Genomic DNA, 18,907 nt, shown 5'->3' on the forward strand with positions numbered 1-18,907 from the left:
GCTGGCTGAGTACACCTAGGCGCCGAAGTATCCCGCAAAAGCGCGCGCGTGGACAGCAGGGGCCGGGTCATTGGTGATGGTCATCTTCCATCCGCCAGTCAAAGTATTCATTTTCCCAACCTCCTTTTCAGCTATCCGTTGCACCATTACCGGGTGCTACGCGGGCGAACGTCCGGGCAGAACGCCCTGGGACTAGGAATAAAAATACACCACAATTTGCGCTGTGACTACCAATTGCCGGTACTTTCAGGAAATTGGTTGAAAAGAAAGTCCTCAGAGTCCCCAGCGGACAATTGCCGGTGTTCTTTTGTCCCAGCCGAGTGTGCAGACTTTCGCGGTTCCCAAAACAAAATGCCGGCCTTCCACGGCCGGCAATTCAAGCCACCGGGCCGTCAGGATCCGGGAAAAATGACCGTGGGCCACAATCAGGACGTTATCCATTCCGGATTCGAGTACGCGGGCGATGATCTTGTCGGCCCGGGCCGCCACCTCATCCAGCGCTTCGCCGTTGGGGACGCCGTCCGTCCAGATCAGGTAGTCCGGATTGTCCTTGCGGATGAGGTCCGAACTGATGCCCTCGTAGTCGCCGTAATTCCACTCCACGGCCAGGGGCTCGTGCTGCGCGTCCGGGTAACCCGCCAATTCGGCGGTCCGCCGCGCACGCCGGAGCGGCGAGGTCAGCACCAGGTCGAAGTCAACGCCGTCGAGGACCTTGCGGGCCTCCACCGCCTGTTGTTCGCCTTCGACGGTCAGGGGGAGGTCTGTGAGGCCTGTGTACTGGCCGCTCTTGGACCATTCCGTTTCGCCGTGGCGCAGGATCCAGAGCTGGGGGCGGGGGGCAAACGCGGGAACTGTCACTGGGACTCCTCTGAGGGGGAAAGGTCGACGCCGGCGGAAGGGTTTCCTGCCGCTGGTTCGACAGGTGCTGATTCGGGCTGCCCCGCCCACCATTGGAGCAGCCGCGCCTCCGCGACGTCCGCAGGAAGGGGACCGTGGTCCATCCGCTCGTTCAGCAGGAACTTATAGGCCCGGCCCACGACTGGGCCCGGCCTGATCCCAAGCAGTGCCATGATCCGGGCGCCGTCCAGGTCCGGCCGGACGGCGTCGAGCGATTCCTGCTCCCTCAGCGCCGCGATGCGGTCCTCAAGGTCGTCGTAGGCAAACGCCAGGCGTTCGGCCTTGCGCTGGTTGCGGGTGGTGACATCGGAGCGGGTCAGCCGGTGCAGGCGCTCCAGCAGGGGACCGGCATCGGTGACGTACCGCCGGACTGCGGAATCGCTCCAGCCCGCATCACCGTACCCGTAGAACCGCATGTGGAGTTCCACCAGGCGGGCGACGGCCTTAATGGTGTCGTTGTCGAAACGCAATGCCTTCATGCGCTTCGTGGTGAGTTTGGCACCCACCATGTCGTGATGGCGGAAACTCACCGCACCGCCCGGTTCGAAGCGGCGCGTAGCCGGCTTCCCGGCGTCGTGCATCAGCGCGGCGAACCGAAGGACAAAGTCCGGGCCGGGAACGGCTCCGTCCGCAGCCGTTTCCAGGGCCGCCGCCTGCTCCAGCACCTGCAGGGAATGCTGGTAGACGTCCTTGTGCCGGTGGTGTTCATCCGATTCCAGCCGCAACGCGGAGACTTCGGGCAGGACGTGGTCGGCCAGCCCGGTATCCACCAGGAGGTCCACGCCCACCCGTGGACTGTCCCCGCAGATGAGCTTCACCAGCTCGTCCCGTACGCGCTCCGCCGAGATGATGGCGATCCTGTCAGCCATGTCCGTCATGGCCCGGCGGACGTCGCGGTGGACCGACACCCCCAGTTGGGCAGCGAACCTGGCAGCCCGCATCATCCGCAGCGGGTCATCCGAAAAGGACGACTCGGGGGACCCCGGCGTGGCAAGGACGGACGCGTGCAGGTCCCGGACGCCGCCGAACGGGTCCACCAGCTCCAGGGAGGGCAGCCTGAGGGCCATTGCATTGATGGTGAAGTCACGGCGCTGCAGGTCATCCGTCAACGACGTACCGAACGCCACCACTGGTTTGCGCGAGTCGGGATCGTAGGCCTCGGCCCGGTACGTGGTGACCTCGATCTGGAACCCGTCCTTGCGCATCCCGATAGTGCCGAACGCGCGCCCGATCTCCCAGTAGTTGTCCGCCCATTTTTTAATCAGGGCCAAGGTCTGGTCAGGGGTGGCGTCGGTGGTGAAGTCCAGGTCCGGCGACGTCCGGCCCAGGAAGAGGTCACGCACCGGACCGCCCACCAGCGACAATTCGTGTCCGGCGGCCACGAAGCGACGGCCGAGCTCCAGAACCACCGGGTCCACCCGGAAATCGACGGTGTGGGAATCAATCTTGTGATGTGCGTGCGCCATAGTTACTTAAGCTTGTCAGAAACCAGCGCCGCGGCAGGCCAATATTCCGTCAAGATCACGGATGATTCCGTGTATCGCCACCAAACGGCGTCATATCCCGTCCATATAGGTGTCATGTTCCGGTCATCACGATCGGGCAACTGTCGTTAGAGTGGACTCCATGGCCCATCCAGTACCGAGCGCTCCCGGCAGGAGGACAAACGCACCATTGCCGTCGGCAATCGGTGCGCACGTTGCCCCTGCCCAGCATTCGGCGCCGGCTTCGCTTCCCACGGTGGAGGAAGTTTCCGCCGGGGGCGTTGTGGTGGACACGTCCGACGCCGAACTTCGGGTGGCGATCATCGCCCGCCTTAACCGCGGCGGACGGCTGGAGTGGTGCCTTCCCAAGGGCCACCCGGAGGGCAAGGAAAACAACGAAGAAGCCGCGGTCCGCGAGATTGCCGAGGAAACCGGCATCGAAGGCATCATCCTGGCGCCGCTGGGCAGCATCGACTACTGGTTCACCGTCAGCGGGCACCGGGTTCACAAAACGGTGCACCATTACCTCCTGCGCGCCACCGGCGGTGAACTCACCATCGAAAATGATCCGGACCAGGAAGCCGTGGACGTGGCATGGGTCCCCATCGCCGAACTCGCCCGGAAACTGTCGTTCCCCAACGAGCGGCGCATTGCCGATCTGGCCCGCGAAGTCCTGCCCACCCACCTCTGAGGTTCGCGGCACCGGCCGCTGTTGTAGTGCGGCGTTATGGGGCCCCGGGTGAGACGATGAAGGCGATGTCAGCTACCAATTTTCCTTCTGAGAAGCCCACCCGGCCACCTGCAACCACCTTGGCCGGCCCCGCGGACAGCTCCGGCAACAGCGTTCCAGCGGAGCCCCGGGGCACCGGTGGGGAGCCTTCCGGGGCACCTTCGGGGGCCAGCGAAACGCGGTCCAGCGCCATCATGGCCGCCGGAACGCTCGTCTCCCGGTTCCTGGGCTTCGGCAAGACCTGGATGCTGGGCACCGCCCTGGGGCTTGGCTCCACCGTCAATGACACGTTCATCAACGCCAACAACCTGCCCAACCTGATTTTCCTGCTGGTGGCCGGTGGCGTCTTCAACGCGGTACTGGTGCCCCAGATCATCAAGGCGAGCAAGGCCCCGGACAGGGGAGCGGACTACATCAGCAGGCTGCTGACCCTGGCGGTCCTGCTGCTGCTCGGGCTGACCGCTTTGGTGACCCTTGCCGCGCCGTGGGTCATCGACCTGACGACGCAGGGGTACAACGAGCAGCAGAAGGCGCTGGCTGTTACGTTTGCGTTCTGGTGCCTGCCGCAGATCTTCTTTTACGGGCTTTACGCCCTGCTCACCCAGATCCTGAATGCCAACGGCGCCTTTGGCCCGGCCATGTGGGCCCCCATCCTGAACAACCTGGTGGCCATCGGCGGGCTGGGGATGTTCATTTGGCTCTTCGGCACCAACGAATTCAGCCCGCATACGCTCGCCAACTGGGGTCCCCAGCAGACGCTGCTTGTGGCCGGTTTCTCCACCATCGGCGTGGTGGCCCAAACGGCCATCCTCCTGATCCCCGTGATCCGGCTGAAGCTCGGGCTGCGGCCGCGCTTCGGCTGGCGCGGTGTGGGCCTGGGGCAGGCCGCGAAGCTGAGCGTGTGGACGCTGCTGACGGCCGCCGTCGGGCAGCTTGCCTTCCTGTACGTCATGCGGATCGCCACCATCCCCGGCGCCGAGCGCATCCGCCTCACGGAGGCGGGAGACCCAGCCGCTGCGGCGCTGCCGGGCAACGCCGTCCTGGAAGTAGCCAGCCAGCTGTACCTCCTGCCGCACTCGATCATCGCCCTCTCGCTGGCCACGGTGCTCTTCAACCGGATGACGCGGGCCTCCCAGGCGGGGAACCGCACGGAGTTGCGGGACGCACTCTCGCACGGCTTGCGGACCATGGCCGTGGCCACCGTTTTCGGAGCCCTGGCGCTCTTTGCGCTGGCTGGTCCGCTGGGGATGTTCTTCTCCGGCGGTTCCCGGCAGGACGGCGTGATGCTGGCCCAGACGCTGACCATACTGGCGCTGAGCACCCCCTTCCTGAGCGCAAACTTCATGATGTCGCGGGTCTTTTACGCGAACGAGGATGCCCGGACGCCGTTTTACGTCCAGCTGCTGCTGGCGGTGGTCTACGTGGCAGGGGCCTTCGCCATCCAGTTCCTGCCGGTGGGCCAGATCATTTACGCTATCGCCATCCTCTATATGGTGGGCAACATCCTGTCCGTGGTGATCAGCGCCGTCTTCCTCCGCCGGCTCCTGGGCCACCTGGACGGGCCCCGGATCGCTAATTCGTACATCCGGATGGGCTACGCGGCGCTCGGTTCAGCCCTTGCCGGTGCCGGTGCGCTGTGGCTGATGGGCAGCTACAACGTTGATGGCTTCGCCTGGGCCGACCGTTTGACGGCGCTCATCACCGTTGCCGTGGTGGGTCCGGTCATGCTTGCGGTGTACCTGGTGTTGTTGAAGCTCTTCCGCGTGAGCGAATTGACTGACCTGCTCCGTCCGCTGCTGGGCCGGTTGGGCCGCGGCGGGCGGAACGACCCCCCTGCCGGGGACCCGCCGTCGGACGCTTCCAAGGTGCCGCCCACAACAGGCGGGCCTGCCGCGGATTCCCCCCAACGGGCCACGACGTCCGTGGATACCGGGCTGATTCCGCGCATCTCCGGCGAGTTCGACGCCGTGTCCTTCCGTGCCGGCCCGGTGCCGGAGCAACTGCCCGAGGCGTACGACGGCGGCACCCGGGAAACACCGCACGGCGGCTACCTCCCTGGCGAGGATCAGCCCGGCACGGCCAGGGCAGGCTTCCTGCGGGAGAGCATCCCCCTGCCGGGCAGGCGGACCTTCCAGGGTAAAGCCGGGGAGAACCCGTATTTCAAGCCGCGGACCACCCGAAAAAAGTAGGACGCCGGGTATTTCCGGCATCTTTTCTCCACGGCCCAACCGATGCCATCCGCTAGGATCGGAAGGGTATGGGGACCGAAATTCCGGGGGAGAGCCGCCAGGCTTCCGCCGCGAGCAGCGGTTGCATCGCTTGAGCCGGCACCGCCGGACAATCTAGGAGGAACACGTGTCCAACCCGATCGATGTCGGATCAGTACTGGGCGGCCGTTACAAGGTCACAGCCACAGTCCTGACCTCGCACGACCACGATCTGGTGCTGGACGGTGTGGATCAGGTCCTGAACCGGCCGGTCAGCATCCTGGTTGCCGGCCCCGAAAACACGGAACAGGTTGCCCAAAGCGCCCGCGAAGTGGCTACGGGAGAACGCCCGGGGACTGTCCAGGTCCTTGATTTGGGCGTGACGGAAGCGGCCACGTACCTGATTACCAACCACGCGTCCGCGGCGGACCTGCTGGACCTGGTGGTGGCCTCCAACCCTCCCTACGTTGAGCCGTTCTTCACGGACACCCTGGGCAGTGAAATTTTTGGCCAGGCACGGTCCAATGAGCCCGAACCTTATGACGACGACGAGGACGACGTCGACGCCGGGTACATCAACTATGCCGAAACGCACCCAAGCCAGGTGGATCCTTACCCCACCGCGCCTGTGATGCCGGCCAAGCCGCCGGCCCGCCCCGCAGCCGCGGCGGCCACTGCCGCCGCCGCACCCTCCTCTACTGGTGATGCTGACGCCACAGCGGCCCACCCCGTCCAGCCTCCGCAGGACGCGGACGCCGGCAGCAGCCAGGCGACCGACAACGCGCAGGGCACCGGAAAGCCCAAGGTTTCGTTGTGGTCCGAGGACGACTACGCCCAGGCCGACACCACGGAATCTTATGCAGAGACGCCGGAAGAGAACGCCGGCCCGGCTGTCCGGAAGCCCTCCCGCTTTGCCCGTGCTGCTGCCCCGGCAGCCACCGGGGGAGGCATTGCGGCAACAGCCGGCAGCACGGATACCAAGGTCGACGAGGACCGGGACGAAACCGAGCGCGAACCCCGGTCCATGCGTTGGCTGGTGGGTGGCCTGCTGGCGGTTGTCCTCATTGGCGGGTTGATCTTTGCCGTCTCGAATCTGGGCAACCTCATCCCCTCCGGCCCGCAGGCCAACACCACGGCGCCCCAGGCCACGGGTGGTTCCACGGTGGAGCCCACTCCCTCAGCAGCCCCCAGCTCTGCGGCGCCGGCGGCGCCTCCGGTGATCGCCAATGTCAGCCGGCTGGGTTCCTTCGATTTCGCCGCCACTTTCGACGGTGACCTGGTCAAGGCCTTTGATGGCAACGCTGCCAGCTACTGGTCCGATATGGAGTTCGCAACGGAAAACTGGGGCGGACTGGCTCCGGAAGGCGTGCCGCTGGCAATCGAGCTCAAGGAACCGGCAAAAGTATCCTCCATCACCCTGCAGCAGCTGGGCGGTTCCGGCGGCAACATCACGGTGTACACCAACGACAAGCCGTCCCTGGACGGTGCCAAGTCCGTGGGTACCAACAGCTTCACCTCCGGAGACCTTAACATTCCGTTGGCTGAACCGGCTGAGTCGAAGTACGTGATTGTGGCCATCAACTCCCTGCCCAAGCTGGCTGCCCCGAAAACGCGCTACGGTTTCGGGCTTCGACTGGCTGAAATCAAGGTCCAGTAGCCTACCGACCGGGCCGGCAGCATTGTGACTGCGTTTGCTTCCCGGCCGCTGGCCCGGTGGCTGATCCCGGTTAGGGGACGGTAATCTTGTGGGTGCCGGTTTGTGTGCCCGGCTCCGGGCGGGACCACCCTCGCAGCGCAGGCAGCGGAATATTCAGCACCAAGTATCAGTTGTGCCATGTGGCCGGCCTCCGCAGGGGGCGCGTCAATCAAGGAAGAGGTTCACAGTTCAGTGACCATCGCAGAAAACACGGCGTCAGACGTCCGTGACGTCATCATTGTCGGCTCGGGCCCCGCTGGATACACCGCAGCGGTCTACACCGCGCGCGCAAACCTGAAGCCGCTGCTGATCGCAGGATCGGTGACTGCAGGTGGTGAACTGATGAACACCACTGATGTGGAGAACTACCCGGGTTTCCCGGACGGCATCATGGGACCGGACCTGATGGAGAACTTCGAGAAGCAGGCTGCCCGGTTCGGCACCGAAATCCAGTTCGAGGACGTCACCGCGTTGGACCTCACCGGTCCGATCAAAACGGTCACCATTGCCACGGGTGATAGCTTCCAGGCACGCGCTGTCATCCTGTCGACAGGATCCGCATACCGCGAGCTTGGTCTCCCGAATGAAAAGCGGCTCTCCGGGCACGGTGTCAGCTGGTGTGCAACCTGCGATGGTTTCTTTTTCAAGGACCAGGACATTGCAGTGATCGGCGGGGGAGACTCTGCCATGGAGGAAGCCCTGTTCCTCACCAAGTTCGCCAAGTCCGTCACTGTAATCCACCGCAGGGACACATTGAAGGCCTCCAAGATCATGGCCGACCGCGCCCTGGCCCACGAGAAGATTAACTTCATCTGGAACACCGCCGTTGAAGATGTCGTGGGAGACGCCAAGGTGGCGGGCTTGAAGCTGAAGAACCTGATCGACGGTACGGTGTCCGACCTGGCCGTGACGGGTGTCTTCGTGGCGATTGGCAACGATCCGCGGACCGACTTGGTGAAGGACGTCCTCGCCTTGGCACCGGAGGGCACCATCGCGGTGGAGGGCCGCAGTTCCAGGACCAGCATTGCCGGCGTCTTCGCTGCCGGCGACGTCGTTGATCCCACCTACCGCCAGGCCATCACTGCATCCGGATCCGGTTGCGTTGCGGCCCTTGATGTTGAACACTACCTGGCCGACCTGTCTGCCTAATAAACGTACCGATATTTCACGAAAGAAGGACTAGTTATGAGCAACGCCAAAGATGTAACTGATGCAAGCTTCGGTGCGGATGTACTGTCTTCCGAGAAGCCGGTAATTGTTGATTTCTGGGCAGAGTGGTGCGGTCCCTGCCGCAAACTGGGCCCTATCCTCGATGAGATCTCCGTCGAGTACAGCGAGAAGGTTGACGTTGTAAAGGTGAACGTCGATGACAACCCGGCCATTGCAGCCGAGTACGGCATCACGTCGATCCCCGCTGTTTACCTCTTCCAAGGCGGCGAAGTGAAGAGCACTGTGATCGGCGCGAAGCCGAAGCAGTTCTTTGAGAAGGAATTTGCGGACGTCCTGTCCTAAGGACTCCACATAGGTACGGTCACCGCCGTCCGAAAGGAGTGGCTCCGGCTTTCAGCCGGGGCCACTCCTTTTTTTAGTGCGTGTTTCACGTGAAACACAGAGATGTAGCAAATCTTCGAAGTAGACAGCTTGTTCCAACAAGCGAGTACGTCACCGAAGCGAACAATGGTGCGCTTAGATCAGTTCCTAGAAAAAGCCGCCGGATCCCATTCCATCGACTGCATCCGTGTTTCACGTGAAACATATGTGCTGAGTTCTTTAGGCATTGACTCCAAATGTCTGCGATGATTCGTCCATCAAGTCGTATGGGACGTTGCTGGAACAACAAGGCCGGGCCGGCTGAGGTCGGTTCTTCCGTCTGCCACGACGAAGCAAACACACAGCATCCAGCAGGGCTACCGAACATGAACTCGTCATCGGCTGGCTGGGCTGGGAGGTGGTCCGACAACGGTCAGGCCTGTTGCAGCTATCCTCAGCACACGGTCCCCATCCTGGAAATGGCGGATCGGATGTTTCACGTGAAACATTCGCCAATAGTCGATGCTTGGCCATCCGGCTAAAATGCAGGCGGTTCCAATCGATTGATAGAAAACGTGGGCAGTCAGCCCATTTCAGTTTCCATCATTTAGCAGTGTAGCGATCCTCCGTCTTAGAAGGAACCAAGAGGCGTCGATAATTGCTCGCTCACCCGGAAGAGGGTCCACCGCCGAGCGTACGATCAAACCGCAGTGTAGCTCCTGAAATGGGGCGAAAACGGAGATGAGGACTCTCATCCCCGATATAGCCAGACCTTCCGCTAAGGAAACACGCAATTCAGCGTAATGGTGCAAATGAATCCACCCGAGGCAGTCCGAAACGTTGCGCAATCATTTAGCAGGGAAACCGCCAAGGCACTCCTCAGGGATTGCGACTATCAGGGCTACGGCCTCCGTCCCGCTGGTTTCCGCTGCGAGCACCGAAGTGCCGGGTGAAGCGGTCACCAGGTACCATGTGGCCGAAGGAATTCCGAGGGCCTGAGGGTCTGAGGGCCTGCAGCGGTAGCACCATCCCCATGCCTCTAGTGACCTCGCAGGGGCTTCCATGCCCCTCGCCATCCTGTCCCCGCAGAGACTCATCGCCGCGGCGGCTACAACTCGTGTAGATACGTCATCCAGGGTTGAGCACGCCCTGCGTGACAACGATTGGTGTGCTGACATCGGAAGCCAAAACCTGGATCACGGGAAATAGGAGCCAGGAAAGAACCGCAACGGCCCAGATGCTCCGGAGCAAGCCCCTCCCAAGCCGGAATTCTTGGCTGTGGCGTGGCCTACCTGCTCTGAGTCGGTCGACCCTATTCATCTCTACCAAAACTGACTATCCGAAATGATGACTCATGGTAGCCAGCTACTCGGTAACGTATGGCCCTGGAGCCATTCTGCTCGTGAGTATGTTTCACGTGAAACACCACCTGAAGACGACATTCCGTGAATGCACGCAGCGGGCGGTCGGGTAGGCACAAGGCGTTCTTCACGGCGCCACCGCTCCCACCATGCCTGGCTGTTGGGCTGGCTGTCCGGTTATCGCCCCGTACGGCTCACCGCGGCCCGGGGGAGCCGTACGGCGCCAGTGCCAGTTGGTTCGGTTCTGTGGGGCGCAAGTTGACTGGAAAGAACCAATAGGAGACTCGTGGCCCGGGTGTATGCCGTTGGTTCCGGAGTTATGGCAACTGCAAATCGTCTTGGACAACTTCGCAGACTTGGGGCAATTCCGCAACCTGGGCAGCTGCATATCCGTGAGCGAATACACACGTTGTCCACACTAGCGCGGCCAGCTTATCCACACCCTTATTCACAGCCATCGCCTCAGTGAGGATGCTGCCCCATGGAGCGTACGGTTTCGTCGTCTCCCACCCGGGTAAGTCCCGCTTCGCAGTTCCACCCACTTATCGGCGCAACAAATAGGCAGAAGAACCCAAAATAGCGGAATAATCAGCCTTTTGTGGCTTAGACTGTTCAGTCCGCGCCTGAATCTTAGATTTTCTATAAAGGAAGGCGCATGTTTCACGTGAAACACGGCATGTCTTGGAGCCCAACCAAGATAACCTTGCGCGCCTTTTGCTCCGCCGCCTGCTGCCAGCTGGCTAAAGTTAGCCACAACCAGCAACTAGATATCCACACCGTTATCCACAGCCTGATCAACGAGTGATATCCGCCAGTGAAATCCATAGAGCCGGTTGATGACAAACACTCGAGATGGTGACTGCAGTTCAATTTGGGGTGGGCCGGGACCAGCATCAATCGCTCAGCCCACCAACCAGAAACCCTCGTGGTCACCCACAGTGCCAGTTGGTCACGAACTAGGCAGCGGGTTCTTTATAGAGCCCATCAGTGGGATTCCTAACGGCGAGGTCTGGTCGACTGACCCGTCGATGGATGCCACCGCCAGTCCTGGCAAAGAAGTCTGCAGAACTCCATGTGCAGAAGTGAATATTCAGCGAAGCGGGCGCCGCGGCCCGATTGGCTCGCCTTGGTCCGGCGAATGAACTATGTCTCGACCGAAGTTGATACTGCGCGGGGTCGGTGACTTGTGCTCCGGTCGCCAGAGGTCGAAGCGACAACACAACCGGGACGGCCGATGCCAAACTGAAGCGTTGAAGAACCTAGCGTCGTCGCCATCCCTGGGGGAGTGCAACGGTGTCGGCGCGCATCGGCGTCTGCACTCAATCAAGATTGTCCACCGCAGCATGGGAAGGATAACAAGCGTTGCTACAGGGACCACACCCAGGCATGTGTTGGCGGTCTACTCATCAAGCCCAATGCTGTCAGGTGCTCCGTCTCCGCACACCTCACGATGGGAGGGCAGCCGATAATCCCGCTGAAGACTGTGCTTGCGTACTTTGGTCTTGTGGCGGCGACGGTGAGGAGGCAGTTGACGGGAACAAGAACCAATAGATCACGGCATTGGTTAGGCAATGAGTGTCGCGTTCGGTAGTTGCACCGGGCCGGAGACGACGGCACCGTAAGTGGGTGTGGACCCATACGGATGCCACGTCCACATCTGCGCCTACATAATCTTCGTTACAGCGGCGACCTACTGAGATAGAAGTGCCGTGGACTCGGGAGTTCGCCGTGGCGGCCGGGGCCGGCTCGTCACGGATGTAGGCCCCCTCGCCGGTCTTGCTGCCTGGCACTGAGCCGCCGGGGTCCACCAACCCGTCGAAATCATGGTCACTTTCCGTGTTCGGACCCGGGTTCGAGTCGATGTCCCCGTCCTTACCAATGTCCAGGTTCGCTTTTGCGGCCGGCAAGTGACTCAATCTGCTGACCCCTACTGGAGGTTTCACGTGAAACACAAAACCAGAAAACTGCGGCAGACAGCTTCCAGGTAGTCCATTCGGCGAACCGAAGTTCTCCTGGCAGGCAAGCCAAACGAGGTAGCGTCTTTCGCATCGGTATTGCCCGATCGCCTGATAGCGATATTTCCGAGTGGCCGATGCCTGGACTGCGGAAGTATGTAGTGCGGTTGGATTTGCAGCTTCGCTAACGGCCGCCTGGATACAGCAAATGCAAGGAATAGTCCGATGTTCCATCCAAATGAAGAGCCCCAGCCATTCCTTTAGCGTTTCACGTGAAACATCAGTCTGACTGAGAATGATCGGGGTGCTTGGGTTGATGCCTCGGTGTTGATCTGTCGCACACGGGGCGCGCCCGTAGCGGGCGATTTCGTACCCTGATCCCATGCTTCTCAGAAGCCGAATCACCTACTGACACGCTAAGACGACATAGGAAAATTTCATCAGTCTCGCATAGCCGTCAGGCCCGACCAGTCAAGACACATCCGGGCGCTCCTCAACAGAGGAGAGGGGGACGATCCTTGTACGCCGTCCAAGCCGACTGTTCGGTCTCTCGTCCTGAAGTGCCCGCCAAGCGGAGTGAGCGCTCTGAGGTCCCGTGTCCCTCGCGTTTCACGTGAAACATTTGGTGAATCATTAGTACGAGCACCACCGTTCTCATCCCGATGGAGCTTCTCTCACTCGGTCGCCACGACGGGCATTCGCTTTTGAGTACTATCAAACTTGCCTTTATGACCATGCCAGAGTGGTTGCCGATGACAGCAGAGTGAATCAGCTAATCGTGGCACGCAACACTCGCGTCCTGCAGCGAATCAGAGCGACTGAATGACAACCGGTGGCTGGCCTCCCTGGTCGAAAATGGAACCTGCCAACTCGAAAGACGACCAGCCTACCGGCCATTTCCTCCGACACCCGGGCGGTGGGGCCCGCCTGGTAGTTCCGCATTCATAAGCCGCCGGCGCCCCATCAGGGGAGTGGGATGCAGCCCGCACGCACCAGCAGCCGCTGAAGGCATTCAAGGCGCTCAAACAGCCACCAAGCAGCCCAGCGCCAATCAATTTGATGCTCCGCTCATCCAGGACATCAAGGGATTGGCCTTCCGTGGAGGAGCCATCGCGTACCACGCTTCCCGGAAACAGGAAAAGGCCCCGTCCACAGACGGGGCCTTGCCAAAGAGAGTAGCTTCAAACTGTCAATTCGCAGAACCCGGACTCAGGACATCCATGATGCGATTCAGATCCTCAACGCTGGCAAACTCAATGCTTACCTTGCCCTTACGGACACCAAGCGAAATCTTGACATTTGTGTCCAGCCGGTCCGAAAGGGATGACGCGAGATAATCCAAACGCTCATGCCTGGCACCGGGGCGGGGAATGTTGTTCTTTGCGGGCTTTGCGGGATCCTGGTGGAGGGTTACCGCCTCTTCGGTTGCCCGGACAGACATTCCCTCGGCCACAATCTTCTGCGCCAGCCGCTCCATTGCTGCCGCATCGGGAAGGGAAAGGAGGGCCCGTGCATGACCGGCCGAAAGAACTCCAGCGGCAACCCGACGCTGTACCAGGGCCGGAAGCTTCAGCAGGCGAAGCGTATTGGACACCTGTGGCCTGGACCGGCCGATCCGGTCAGCCAACTGTTCGTGGGTAGTGCCAAAGTCCTCAAGGAGCTGCTGGTACGCTGCTGCTTCTTCCAGCGGGTTCAGCTGGCTGCGGTGCAGGTTTTCCAGCAGGGCATCCCGCAGAAGGTCATCATCGGTGGTGTCACGGATGATCGCGGGTACCGTTTCGAGGCCTGCGGCCTGTACTGCCCTCCACCGGCGCTCACCCATAACGAGCTCATAAGGCTCGCCATCGGTTTCGGTTGATTTACGCACCACAATTGGCTGGAGGACGCCGATTTCGCGGACCGAGTGGACAAGCTCTGCCATGTCGTCTTCATCGAAGACGCTGCGGGGTTGTTTGCGGTTGGGATGAATGTCCAGCACCGGGATTTCAGCGAACCGGGCACCGGGCACTTCAACAAGTTCTACCGCCGGCGCCGGACGTCCCGTCCTGGTGCCGGCAGGAACTTTGGCCGTCGTCGGAGCATCGGATGTCTTCGCAGCCGTCGCCTCCGCGTCGGAAGCGGAGACCGGAGACTTCCGCGAGCTGGAACCGGCAGCAGCCGCAGGGGCGGGCTTTTCGGGAACGGAGCCCGAAGCATCAGCTGCTTTGCCGGAAGCTGGTTTCCGGCCAGGCTTGACTGGCTCATCGCCGGTGCCGGGCGCGGCAACGGTTTCCTCGACAGGCTCAGTCTTCCGCCGCCCTTCAGGGAAAAAGAGATCCACCGGACGCGAAACGGAAGTGCTGTTGCCTGATTCGCCGGCGCCAGCCGAGCTGGGAATCAGCGCGCCAAGTCCGCGGCCTAAGCCCCGTCGCTTCTCGCTCATGGGTATGTCCCTCCAGTGGTCCGGGTTGCAGCCCGGGTCCAGTCGTTGCAGTTTCGAAAGATTCTAGCGTTCCGCGATTTCAGCAGCGGCTTCCAGGTAGGACAGTGCTCCTGTGGAGGAGGGGTCGTAAGTCATGACCGTCTGCTGGTAGCTGGGCGCTTCAGAAATCCGCACCGAGCGGGGAACAACCGCAGAGAGTACCTTCTCAGGGAAATGCTGGCGCACCTCCGCTGCCACCTGGGCGGCCAGGTTGGTGCGGCCGTCGTACATGGTCAACAGGATGGTGGATACTTCCAGATCAGCATTCAGGTGCTTCTGGATCATTTCGATGTTCTTCAGCAACTGACTCAGTCCCTCGAGGGCGTAGTACTCGCACTGGATGGGGATCAGTACCTCGCCGGCTGCACAGAAAGCGTTGACCGTCAGCAAACCCAGGCTGGGCGGGCAGTCAATAAAAATGTAGTCGAGGCGCTCTTCGCCGTTCTTCTCACGGGTCTTCGCATAAAGGTCGATGGCCCTGCGCAGCCGCTGCTCGCGGGCCACGAGTGAAACGAGTTCAATCTCTGCGCCGGCCAGGTGGATGGTGGCGGGTGCACAGATGAGGTTCTTGATGTCCGGGCACTGGGCCACAACATCCGCCAGGGCCACATCGTTGATCAGCACATCGTAGATGCTGTCGACGTCGGCGTGGTGTTCAATGCCGAGGGCTGTGGACGCATTTCCCTGCGGGTCAATGTCGATGACCAGGACATTAAGTCCGGCAGCTGCAAGGGCCGCGGCGATGTTCACGGTGGTGGTGGTTTTACCCACACCACCCTTCTGGTTGGAGACGGTGAAGATTCGTGTCTTTTCGGGGCGGGGCAAGGGACGCCCCAGAAGCTTCTCCCGGCGTTTGGTTTCATGCGCCAGTTCCTTCGCGATGGGACTTGAGTCATCCATCGCATCCATAACGTTGCTTCTACCGCCGGCGGTTGTTTCACGTGAAACGGCCGCGGTTGAAGCTGCTGCTACTACCTGTTTCGGGTGATTACCACCGCGGGCAGGGGCAGAGACTGGGCCCGCGACAGACCGCGCCGACCCCAAAGACACAAACGGGGGGATCCGTTGCGTGGAGGCTTCGCTACTGCTCAATGGGCACACTCACTCTCGTTCAGCCAATACTGCTGCCGTGGACTAGCCTATCCGCTCAACCCGGCGAACCTGGGCCGCCGGGCTCGCCTAGGCCTTCTTTTGGGACTTGTTTACAACAATGCGGACCACGGTGGTGGGTTCCGCCAGGAGGGTCCCGCCAACGGTGACCACGGAGGTGGAAACGCCGCCCAGCCTGCGAATGGTTTTCGCGGCTTTCTCGATTTCCTCACCGGCGCTGCGGCCCTTGATGGCCACCACTTCCCCTTTGCCCGCCAGCAGGGGAATGGTGAGTCCCGCCAGGTTTGTCAGCGCCGAGACAGCGCGGGCCGTCACCACGTCCGCTTCGACGTGGCCCACCGCGAGTTCGGCGCGGGTCCGCATCACCGTGACGTTGTCCAGCCCCAGGTCATCAACTACTTCCTGCAGCCAGATCACCCGGCGCTCCAAGGGTTCGATCAGCGTCAATTCGAGGTCGGGACGGGCAATCGCCAGGCAGAGTCCCGGCAGCCCGGCCCCGCTGCCGACGTCGGCCACCTGGCTTCCCTGCGCAATCTCACTTTCGATGACGGCGCAATTGAGCACATGCCGGCTCCAGAGGCGGGGTACTTCCCTCGGCCCGATAAGGCCACGTTCGGTACCCGAGGTGGCGAGGTGCTCGACATAGCGCTTCGCAAGCTCCAGCCTGTCGCCGAAGATCTTTTCAGCGGCCACGAGCTCAGCTGCCGTGATTTCAACCATGGTTAGCGGGTCAGCAATTCTCTAGTCTGCGGATACAACAATGTGGCGGCCGGCGCCTTCGCCCTCGGACTCGCTGACAAGTCCCAGGTCGGCTACGGCGTCATGGACGATCTTCCGCTCGTAGGCGCTCATGGGCTCCAGGGCCACGGGCTGGCCGGTCTCCTTGACTGCTGCTGCGGCATCCTCAGCCACCTTCTGCAGGTGACCGGTCCGCTCCTGGCGGTAGCCGTTGATGTCCAGGACAAGGCGCGAGCGGCTGTCCGTCGCGGACAGCACGGCAAGCCGCGTCAGTTCCTGGAGGGCTTCCAGGACTTCGCCGTCCTCACCCACCAGGTGGTCCAGGTTATCCGTCTCTTCTTCGGCCACGATCGAGATGTACGTGCGGCCGTTCCGGACCTCAATGTCGATGTCGCCGTCAATGTCCGCAATGTCCAGCAGCTCTTCGAGGTAGTCCGCCGCGATGTCGCCTTCTTCTTCGAGGCGGCTGACGGAGGAGACCTTTGCCGGGGAGTCATCGCCGGCAACGACGTCGTCCCGGCCGTTGATGCCGTCTTCCGTAAGGGCGTGTTCGGTGCTCTCGGCTGACATTACTTCTTCTTCCTGTTCTTGCGCTGGGGCTGGATACGCTGGATCTTGGGCTCAAGGGCGGCGGCAGCAGCGGCGTCTGCCTCTTCGTCCTTTTTGCCCGTAAGGATGGACAGGGCCGGCAGGCCCTTGGCGGCGCGGCGCTCCGCCAGGGCCTTCGCTGCGGGGGAACCCGGGGTGGGCATCCGGCGGATCACAAAGAACTGCTGGGCCATGGTCCAAAGGTTGGTGGTGGTCCAGTAGATGAGGACACCGATGGGGAAGTTGATGCCACCCACGCCGAAGACCACCGGCAGGATGTACAGCATCATCTTCTGCTGCCGCATAAACGGGCTGGCCATGGCTTCTTCTGACATGTTCTTCGCCATGATCTGCTTCTGCGTGATGAACTGCGAGGCGGTCATGGCGAGGATCATCACGATGGAAAGAATCCATGTGGCCGTGACGTTGCCGCCGGCCGGTGTGCCGTGCAGCAAGGTGGCTGAGAGCGGGGCACCGAAGATGCTGGACTGGTCAAACTGAACGACCTGTTCGTGGCTCATGGCGCCAACGCCTTCGCCTTCACGGGCGTTGGTGCTGATGCCGGAAAGCACCTGGAACAGCGCGAAGAAGAACGGCATCTGGATCAGCATGGGAAGGCAGGCCGAGAACGGGTTGGTCCCGTGCTTCTTGTACATGGCCATCTGCTCCTGCGCCATGGCCTGGCGCGAGAGCTGGTCGGTTTTGCCCTTGTACTTGGTCTGCAGCTTCTTCAGGTCGGGCTGCAGGAGCTGCATTCCGCGCTGGGCCTTGATCTGTTTGACGAAAACAGGGATTAGGGCGGCACGGATCACCAGCACCAGCCCGATGATGGACAGGGTCCACGTCCACCCGTTGGCAGCGGGCAGGCCAATGATCGTCAGTCCCTCATGAAAACCCACCATGATGATGGACACGAGCCATTTGAACGGAAACATGATTGTTTCAAAGAAGTCCATACTTATCCCTATTCGTCAGGCCGCACTGCGGCCTTCTTCATCAGTCCGAGCAGCCAGGTACTTGTCCGGGTTGTTCAGCACAACAATTGTGGGGGTCCGGCCTGCAGGCCATTCCCGGCTCCCGGCGGGGACGTGGTCCACACCGCCGGCGTTCCAAGGGTGGCAGCGGCCAAGGCGCCGGGCTGCCAGCCACGTACCCTTCACGGCACCGTGGACGGTGACCGCTTCGAGGGCGTAGGCAGAACATGATGGGAAAAAACGGCAGACGGGACCGTACAAGGGGGAAATCACCTTGCGGTAGGCCATCAGCAGGAGGATGAGGATGTTGCGGGGAAGCGTCCAGATGAACTTCCCGACGGCGGCGGCCACGGAAGGGCGGACGACGGCGGTGGCGTTAGGCACGCGGTGTCCCCTCCTGTGTTGTACCGGCAGAACCGCTGGGGGCGCCTTTGAGGGCGCGGCCCGCCAGTCGGTTCAGCGTCGATTCGAGTGCAGCGTTGTAGTCCGAAAAGAGCTGGTCCCAGCTCGCCGATGCGGACGCGGGCAGCGCCCGCACCACGATGGCGAATCCGGTGCCGTGCTCGCGCAGCGAGACGGCTCCTGCTTCCCTCAGTCTCCTCTTAACGAGGTTCCTGACCACAGCGTTCCCTACACTCTTGGAAACGATGAACCCGATCCGGCTGGGTTCGTCAGCAGCTAGTGCTGCCGCATATAACACTACGTTCCGGCGTCCATTGCGGACACCGGAACGTACGGTTGTTGAAAAATCGGTCGCAGTCCTCAGGCGGTTGCGGGCGGCAAGCACCTCTAAACTCGCAGGGAAATGTCTACCGACAAGTCAGTGTTTAGGCCGACAGTTCGGTGCGGCCCTTGCCACGACGGGCTGCCAGGATGGCGCGGCCGGCACGGGTACGCATACGAAGGCGGAAGCCGTGCTTCTTGGCTCGACGGCGGTTATTCGGCTGAAAAGTCCGCTTGCTCACGTTAGTTACTCCAGTGGATCAAAGGTGCGCCCACCCGATCAGAAAAAGGGGGAAGAACTGGCCGACGCTAAGTTTTGTATGTGCACACGCTTTCCCCCTACTACCCGGACGCGTTGCGGCTGGGAGATTTCGATGGGGCTAAAAAGCGGACACAAAGGACTTCACAACGTTAGGGCCTTTTGCGCCCCGGAGTCAAACCGGGAGCCATGGC

The 18,907-nt window shown here is 61.7% G+C and carries 15 protein-coding genes; 5 read left to right on the forward strand and 10 right to left on the reverse strand.

Features of this window, described 5'->3' with window-relative positions; genetic code table 11:
• Positions 1-273 precede the first annotated feature (273 nt).
• Both ACU18_RS05545 and ACU18_RS05550 read right to left on the reverse strand, forming a co-directional pair.
• Positions 274-858: a histidine phosphatase family protein gene (locus tag ACU18_RS05545; RefSeq protein WP_050684538.1), complete on the reverse strand. Its 585-nt coding sequence runs from the start codon at positions 856-858 to the stop codon at positions 274-276.
• Positions 855-2,363, reverse strand: coding sequence for a CCA tRNA nucleotidyltransferase (locus ACU18_RS05550; RefSeq protein WP_050684539.1), 1,509 nt, complete (start codon positions 2,361-2,363; stop codon positions 855-857). Before ACU18_RS05550 ends, ACU18_RS05545 begins: the two co-directional genes overlap by 4 nt.
• A 160-nt stretch (positions 2,364-2,523) precedes the next feature.
• On the opposite strand from ACU18_RS05550, the gene ACU18_RS05555 reads away from it, so the two are divergent.
• The 5 genes from ACU18_RS05555 to trxA all read left to right on the forward strand — a co-directional run bounded on the left by ACU18_RS05555 (position 2,524) and on the right by trxA (position 8,526).
• Positions 2,524-3,072, forward strand: a complete 549-nt coding sequence (locus ACU18_RS05555; protein ID WP_231686008.1) for an NUDIX hydrolase — start codon at positions 2,524-2,526, stop codon at positions 3,070-3,072.
• 65 nt (positions 3,073-3,137) lie between these two features.
• Positions 3,138-5,300: a murein biosynthesis integral membrane protein MurJ gene (gene murJ / locus ACU18_RS05560; protein WP_050684541.1), complete on the forward strand. Its 2,163-nt coding sequence runs from the start codon at positions 3,138-3,140 to the stop codon at positions 5,298-5,300.
• 166 nt (positions 5,301-5,466) lie between these two features.
• The gene (locus tag ACU18_RS05565) at positions 5,467-6,975 is read left to right on the forward strand and encodes an ABC transporter substrate-binding protein (RefSeq protein WP_050684542.1); all 1,509 of its coding nucleotides are present in this window, start codon (positions 5,467-5,469) and stop codon (positions 6,973-6,975) included.
• A gap of 231 nt (positions 6,976-7,206) precedes the next feature.
• Positions 7,207-8,163, forward strand: a complete 957-nt coding sequence (trxB, locus tag ACU18_RS05570; protein WP_050684543.1) for a thioredoxin-disulfide reductase — start codon at positions 7,207-7,209, stop codon at positions 8,161-8,163.
• Positions 8,164-8,199: 36 nt separating this feature from the next.
• Positions 8,200-8,526 carry a thioredoxin gene (gene trxA / locus ACU18_RS05575; protein ID WP_050684544.1) on the forward strand — a complete coding sequence of 109 codons (327 nt, stop codon included), beginning with the start codon at positions 8,200-8,202 and terminating at the stop codon, positions 8,524-8,526.
• A gap of 4,523 nt (positions 8,527-13,049) precedes the next feature.
• Here trxA and ACU18_RS05580 read toward each other — a convergent pair.
• The 8 genes from ACU18_RS05580 to rpmH all read right to left on the reverse strand — a co-directional run bounded on the left by ACU18_RS05580 (position 13,050) and on the right by rpmH (position 18,696).
• Complete coding sequence (locus ACU18_RS05580) at positions 13,050-14,282, reverse strand: ParB/RepB/Spo0J family partition protein (RefSeq protein ID WP_050684545.1); 1,233 nt, start codon at positions 14,280-14,282, stop codon at positions 13,050-13,052.
• A 63-nt stretch (positions 14,283-14,345) separates the two neighbouring features.
• On the reverse strand, positions 14,346-15,413 hold the full coding sequence (locus ACU18_RS05585) for a ParA family protein (RefSeq protein WP_231686010.1): 1,068 nt from the start codon (positions 15,411-15,413) through the stop codon (positions 14,346-14,348).
• A gap of 87 nt (positions 15,414-15,500) precedes the next feature.
• The gene (rsmG, locus tag ACU18_RS05590; RefSeq protein ID WP_050684546.1) at positions 15,501-16,151 is read right to left on the reverse strand and encodes a 16S rRNA (guanine(527)-N(7))-methyltransferase RsmG; all 651 of its coding nucleotides are present in this window, start codon (positions 16,149-16,151) and stop codon (positions 15,501-15,503) included.
• A gap of 21 nt (positions 16,152-16,172) precedes the next feature.
• On the reverse strand, positions 16,173-16,739 hold the full coding sequence (locus ACU18_RS05595; RefSeq protein ID WP_050684547.1) for a Jag family protein: 567 nt from the start codon (positions 16,737-16,739) through the stop codon (positions 16,173-16,175).
• Positions 16,739-17,713: a membrane protein insertase YidC gene (gene yidC, locus ACU18_RS05600; RefSeq protein ID WP_050684548.1), complete on the reverse strand. Its 975-nt coding sequence runs from the start codon at positions 17,711-17,713 to the stop codon at positions 16,739-16,741. The genes ACU18_RS05595 and yidC overlap by 1 nt, the downstream gene beginning before the upstream one ends.
• A gap of 15 nt (positions 17,714-17,728) precedes the next feature.
• The gene (gene yidD, locus ACU18_RS05605; RefSeq protein ID WP_050684549.1) at positions 17,729-18,115 is read right to left on the reverse strand and encodes a membrane protein insertion efficiency factor YidD; all 387 of its coding nucleotides are present in this window, start codon (positions 18,113-18,115) and stop codon (positions 17,729-17,731) included.
• A complete protein-coding gene (gene rnpA, locus ACU18_RS05610) occupies positions 18,108-18,518 on the reverse strand; it encodes a ribonuclease P protein component (RefSeq protein WP_050684550.1) in 411 nt (136 codons plus the stop codon). The genes yidD and rnpA overlap by 8 nt, the downstream gene beginning before the upstream one ends.
• Positions 18,519-18,558: 40 nt before the next feature.
• The gene (rpmH, locus tag ACU18_RS19250) at positions 18,559-18,696 is read right to left on the reverse strand and encodes a 50S ribosomal protein L34 (RefSeq protein WP_003800212.1); all 138 of its coding nucleotides are present in this window, start codon (positions 18,694-18,696) and stop codon (positions 18,559-18,561) included.
• Positions 18,697-18,907: the final 211 nt, after the last annotated feature.

The sequence above is a fragment of the Arthrobacter sp. ZBG10 genome, from assembly GCF_001238605.1.
Classification (GTDB): domain Bacteria; phylum Actinomycetota; class Actinomycetes; order Actinomycetales; family Micrococcaceae; genus Arthrobacter.

Coding starts and splice junctions, on each gene's coding strand:
- ACU18_RS05550 (WP_050684539.1), bottom strand. CDS start 2,363: ATGGCGCACGCACATCACAAGATTGATTCCCACACCGTCGATTTCCGG.
- ACU18_RS05555 (WP_231686008.1), top strand. CDS start 2,524: ATGGCCCATCCAGTACCGAGCGCTCCCGGCAGGAGGACAAACGCACCA.
- murJ (WP_050684541.1), top strand. CDS start 3,138: ATGTCAGCTACCAATTTTCCTTCTGAGAAGCCCACCCGGCCACCTGCA.
- trxA (WP_050684544.1), top strand. CDS start 8,200: ATGAGCAACGCCAAAGATGTAACTGATGCAAGCTTCGGTGCGGATGTA.
- ACU18_RS05580 (WP_050684545.1), bottom strand. CDS start 14,282: ATGAGCGAGAAGCGACGGGGCTTAGGCCGCGGACTTGGCGCGCTGATT.
- rsmG (WP_050684546.1), bottom strand. CDS start 16,151: ATGGTTGAAATCACGGCAGCTGAGCTCGTGGCCGCTGAAAAGATCTTC.
- ACU18_RS05595 (WP_050684547.1), bottom strand. CDS start 16,739: ATGTCAGCCGAGAGCACCGAACACGCCCTTACGGAAGACGGCATCAAC.
- yidC (WP_050684548.1), bottom strand. CDS start 17,713: ATGGACTTCTTTGAAACAATCATGTTTCCGTTCAAATGGCTCGTGTCC.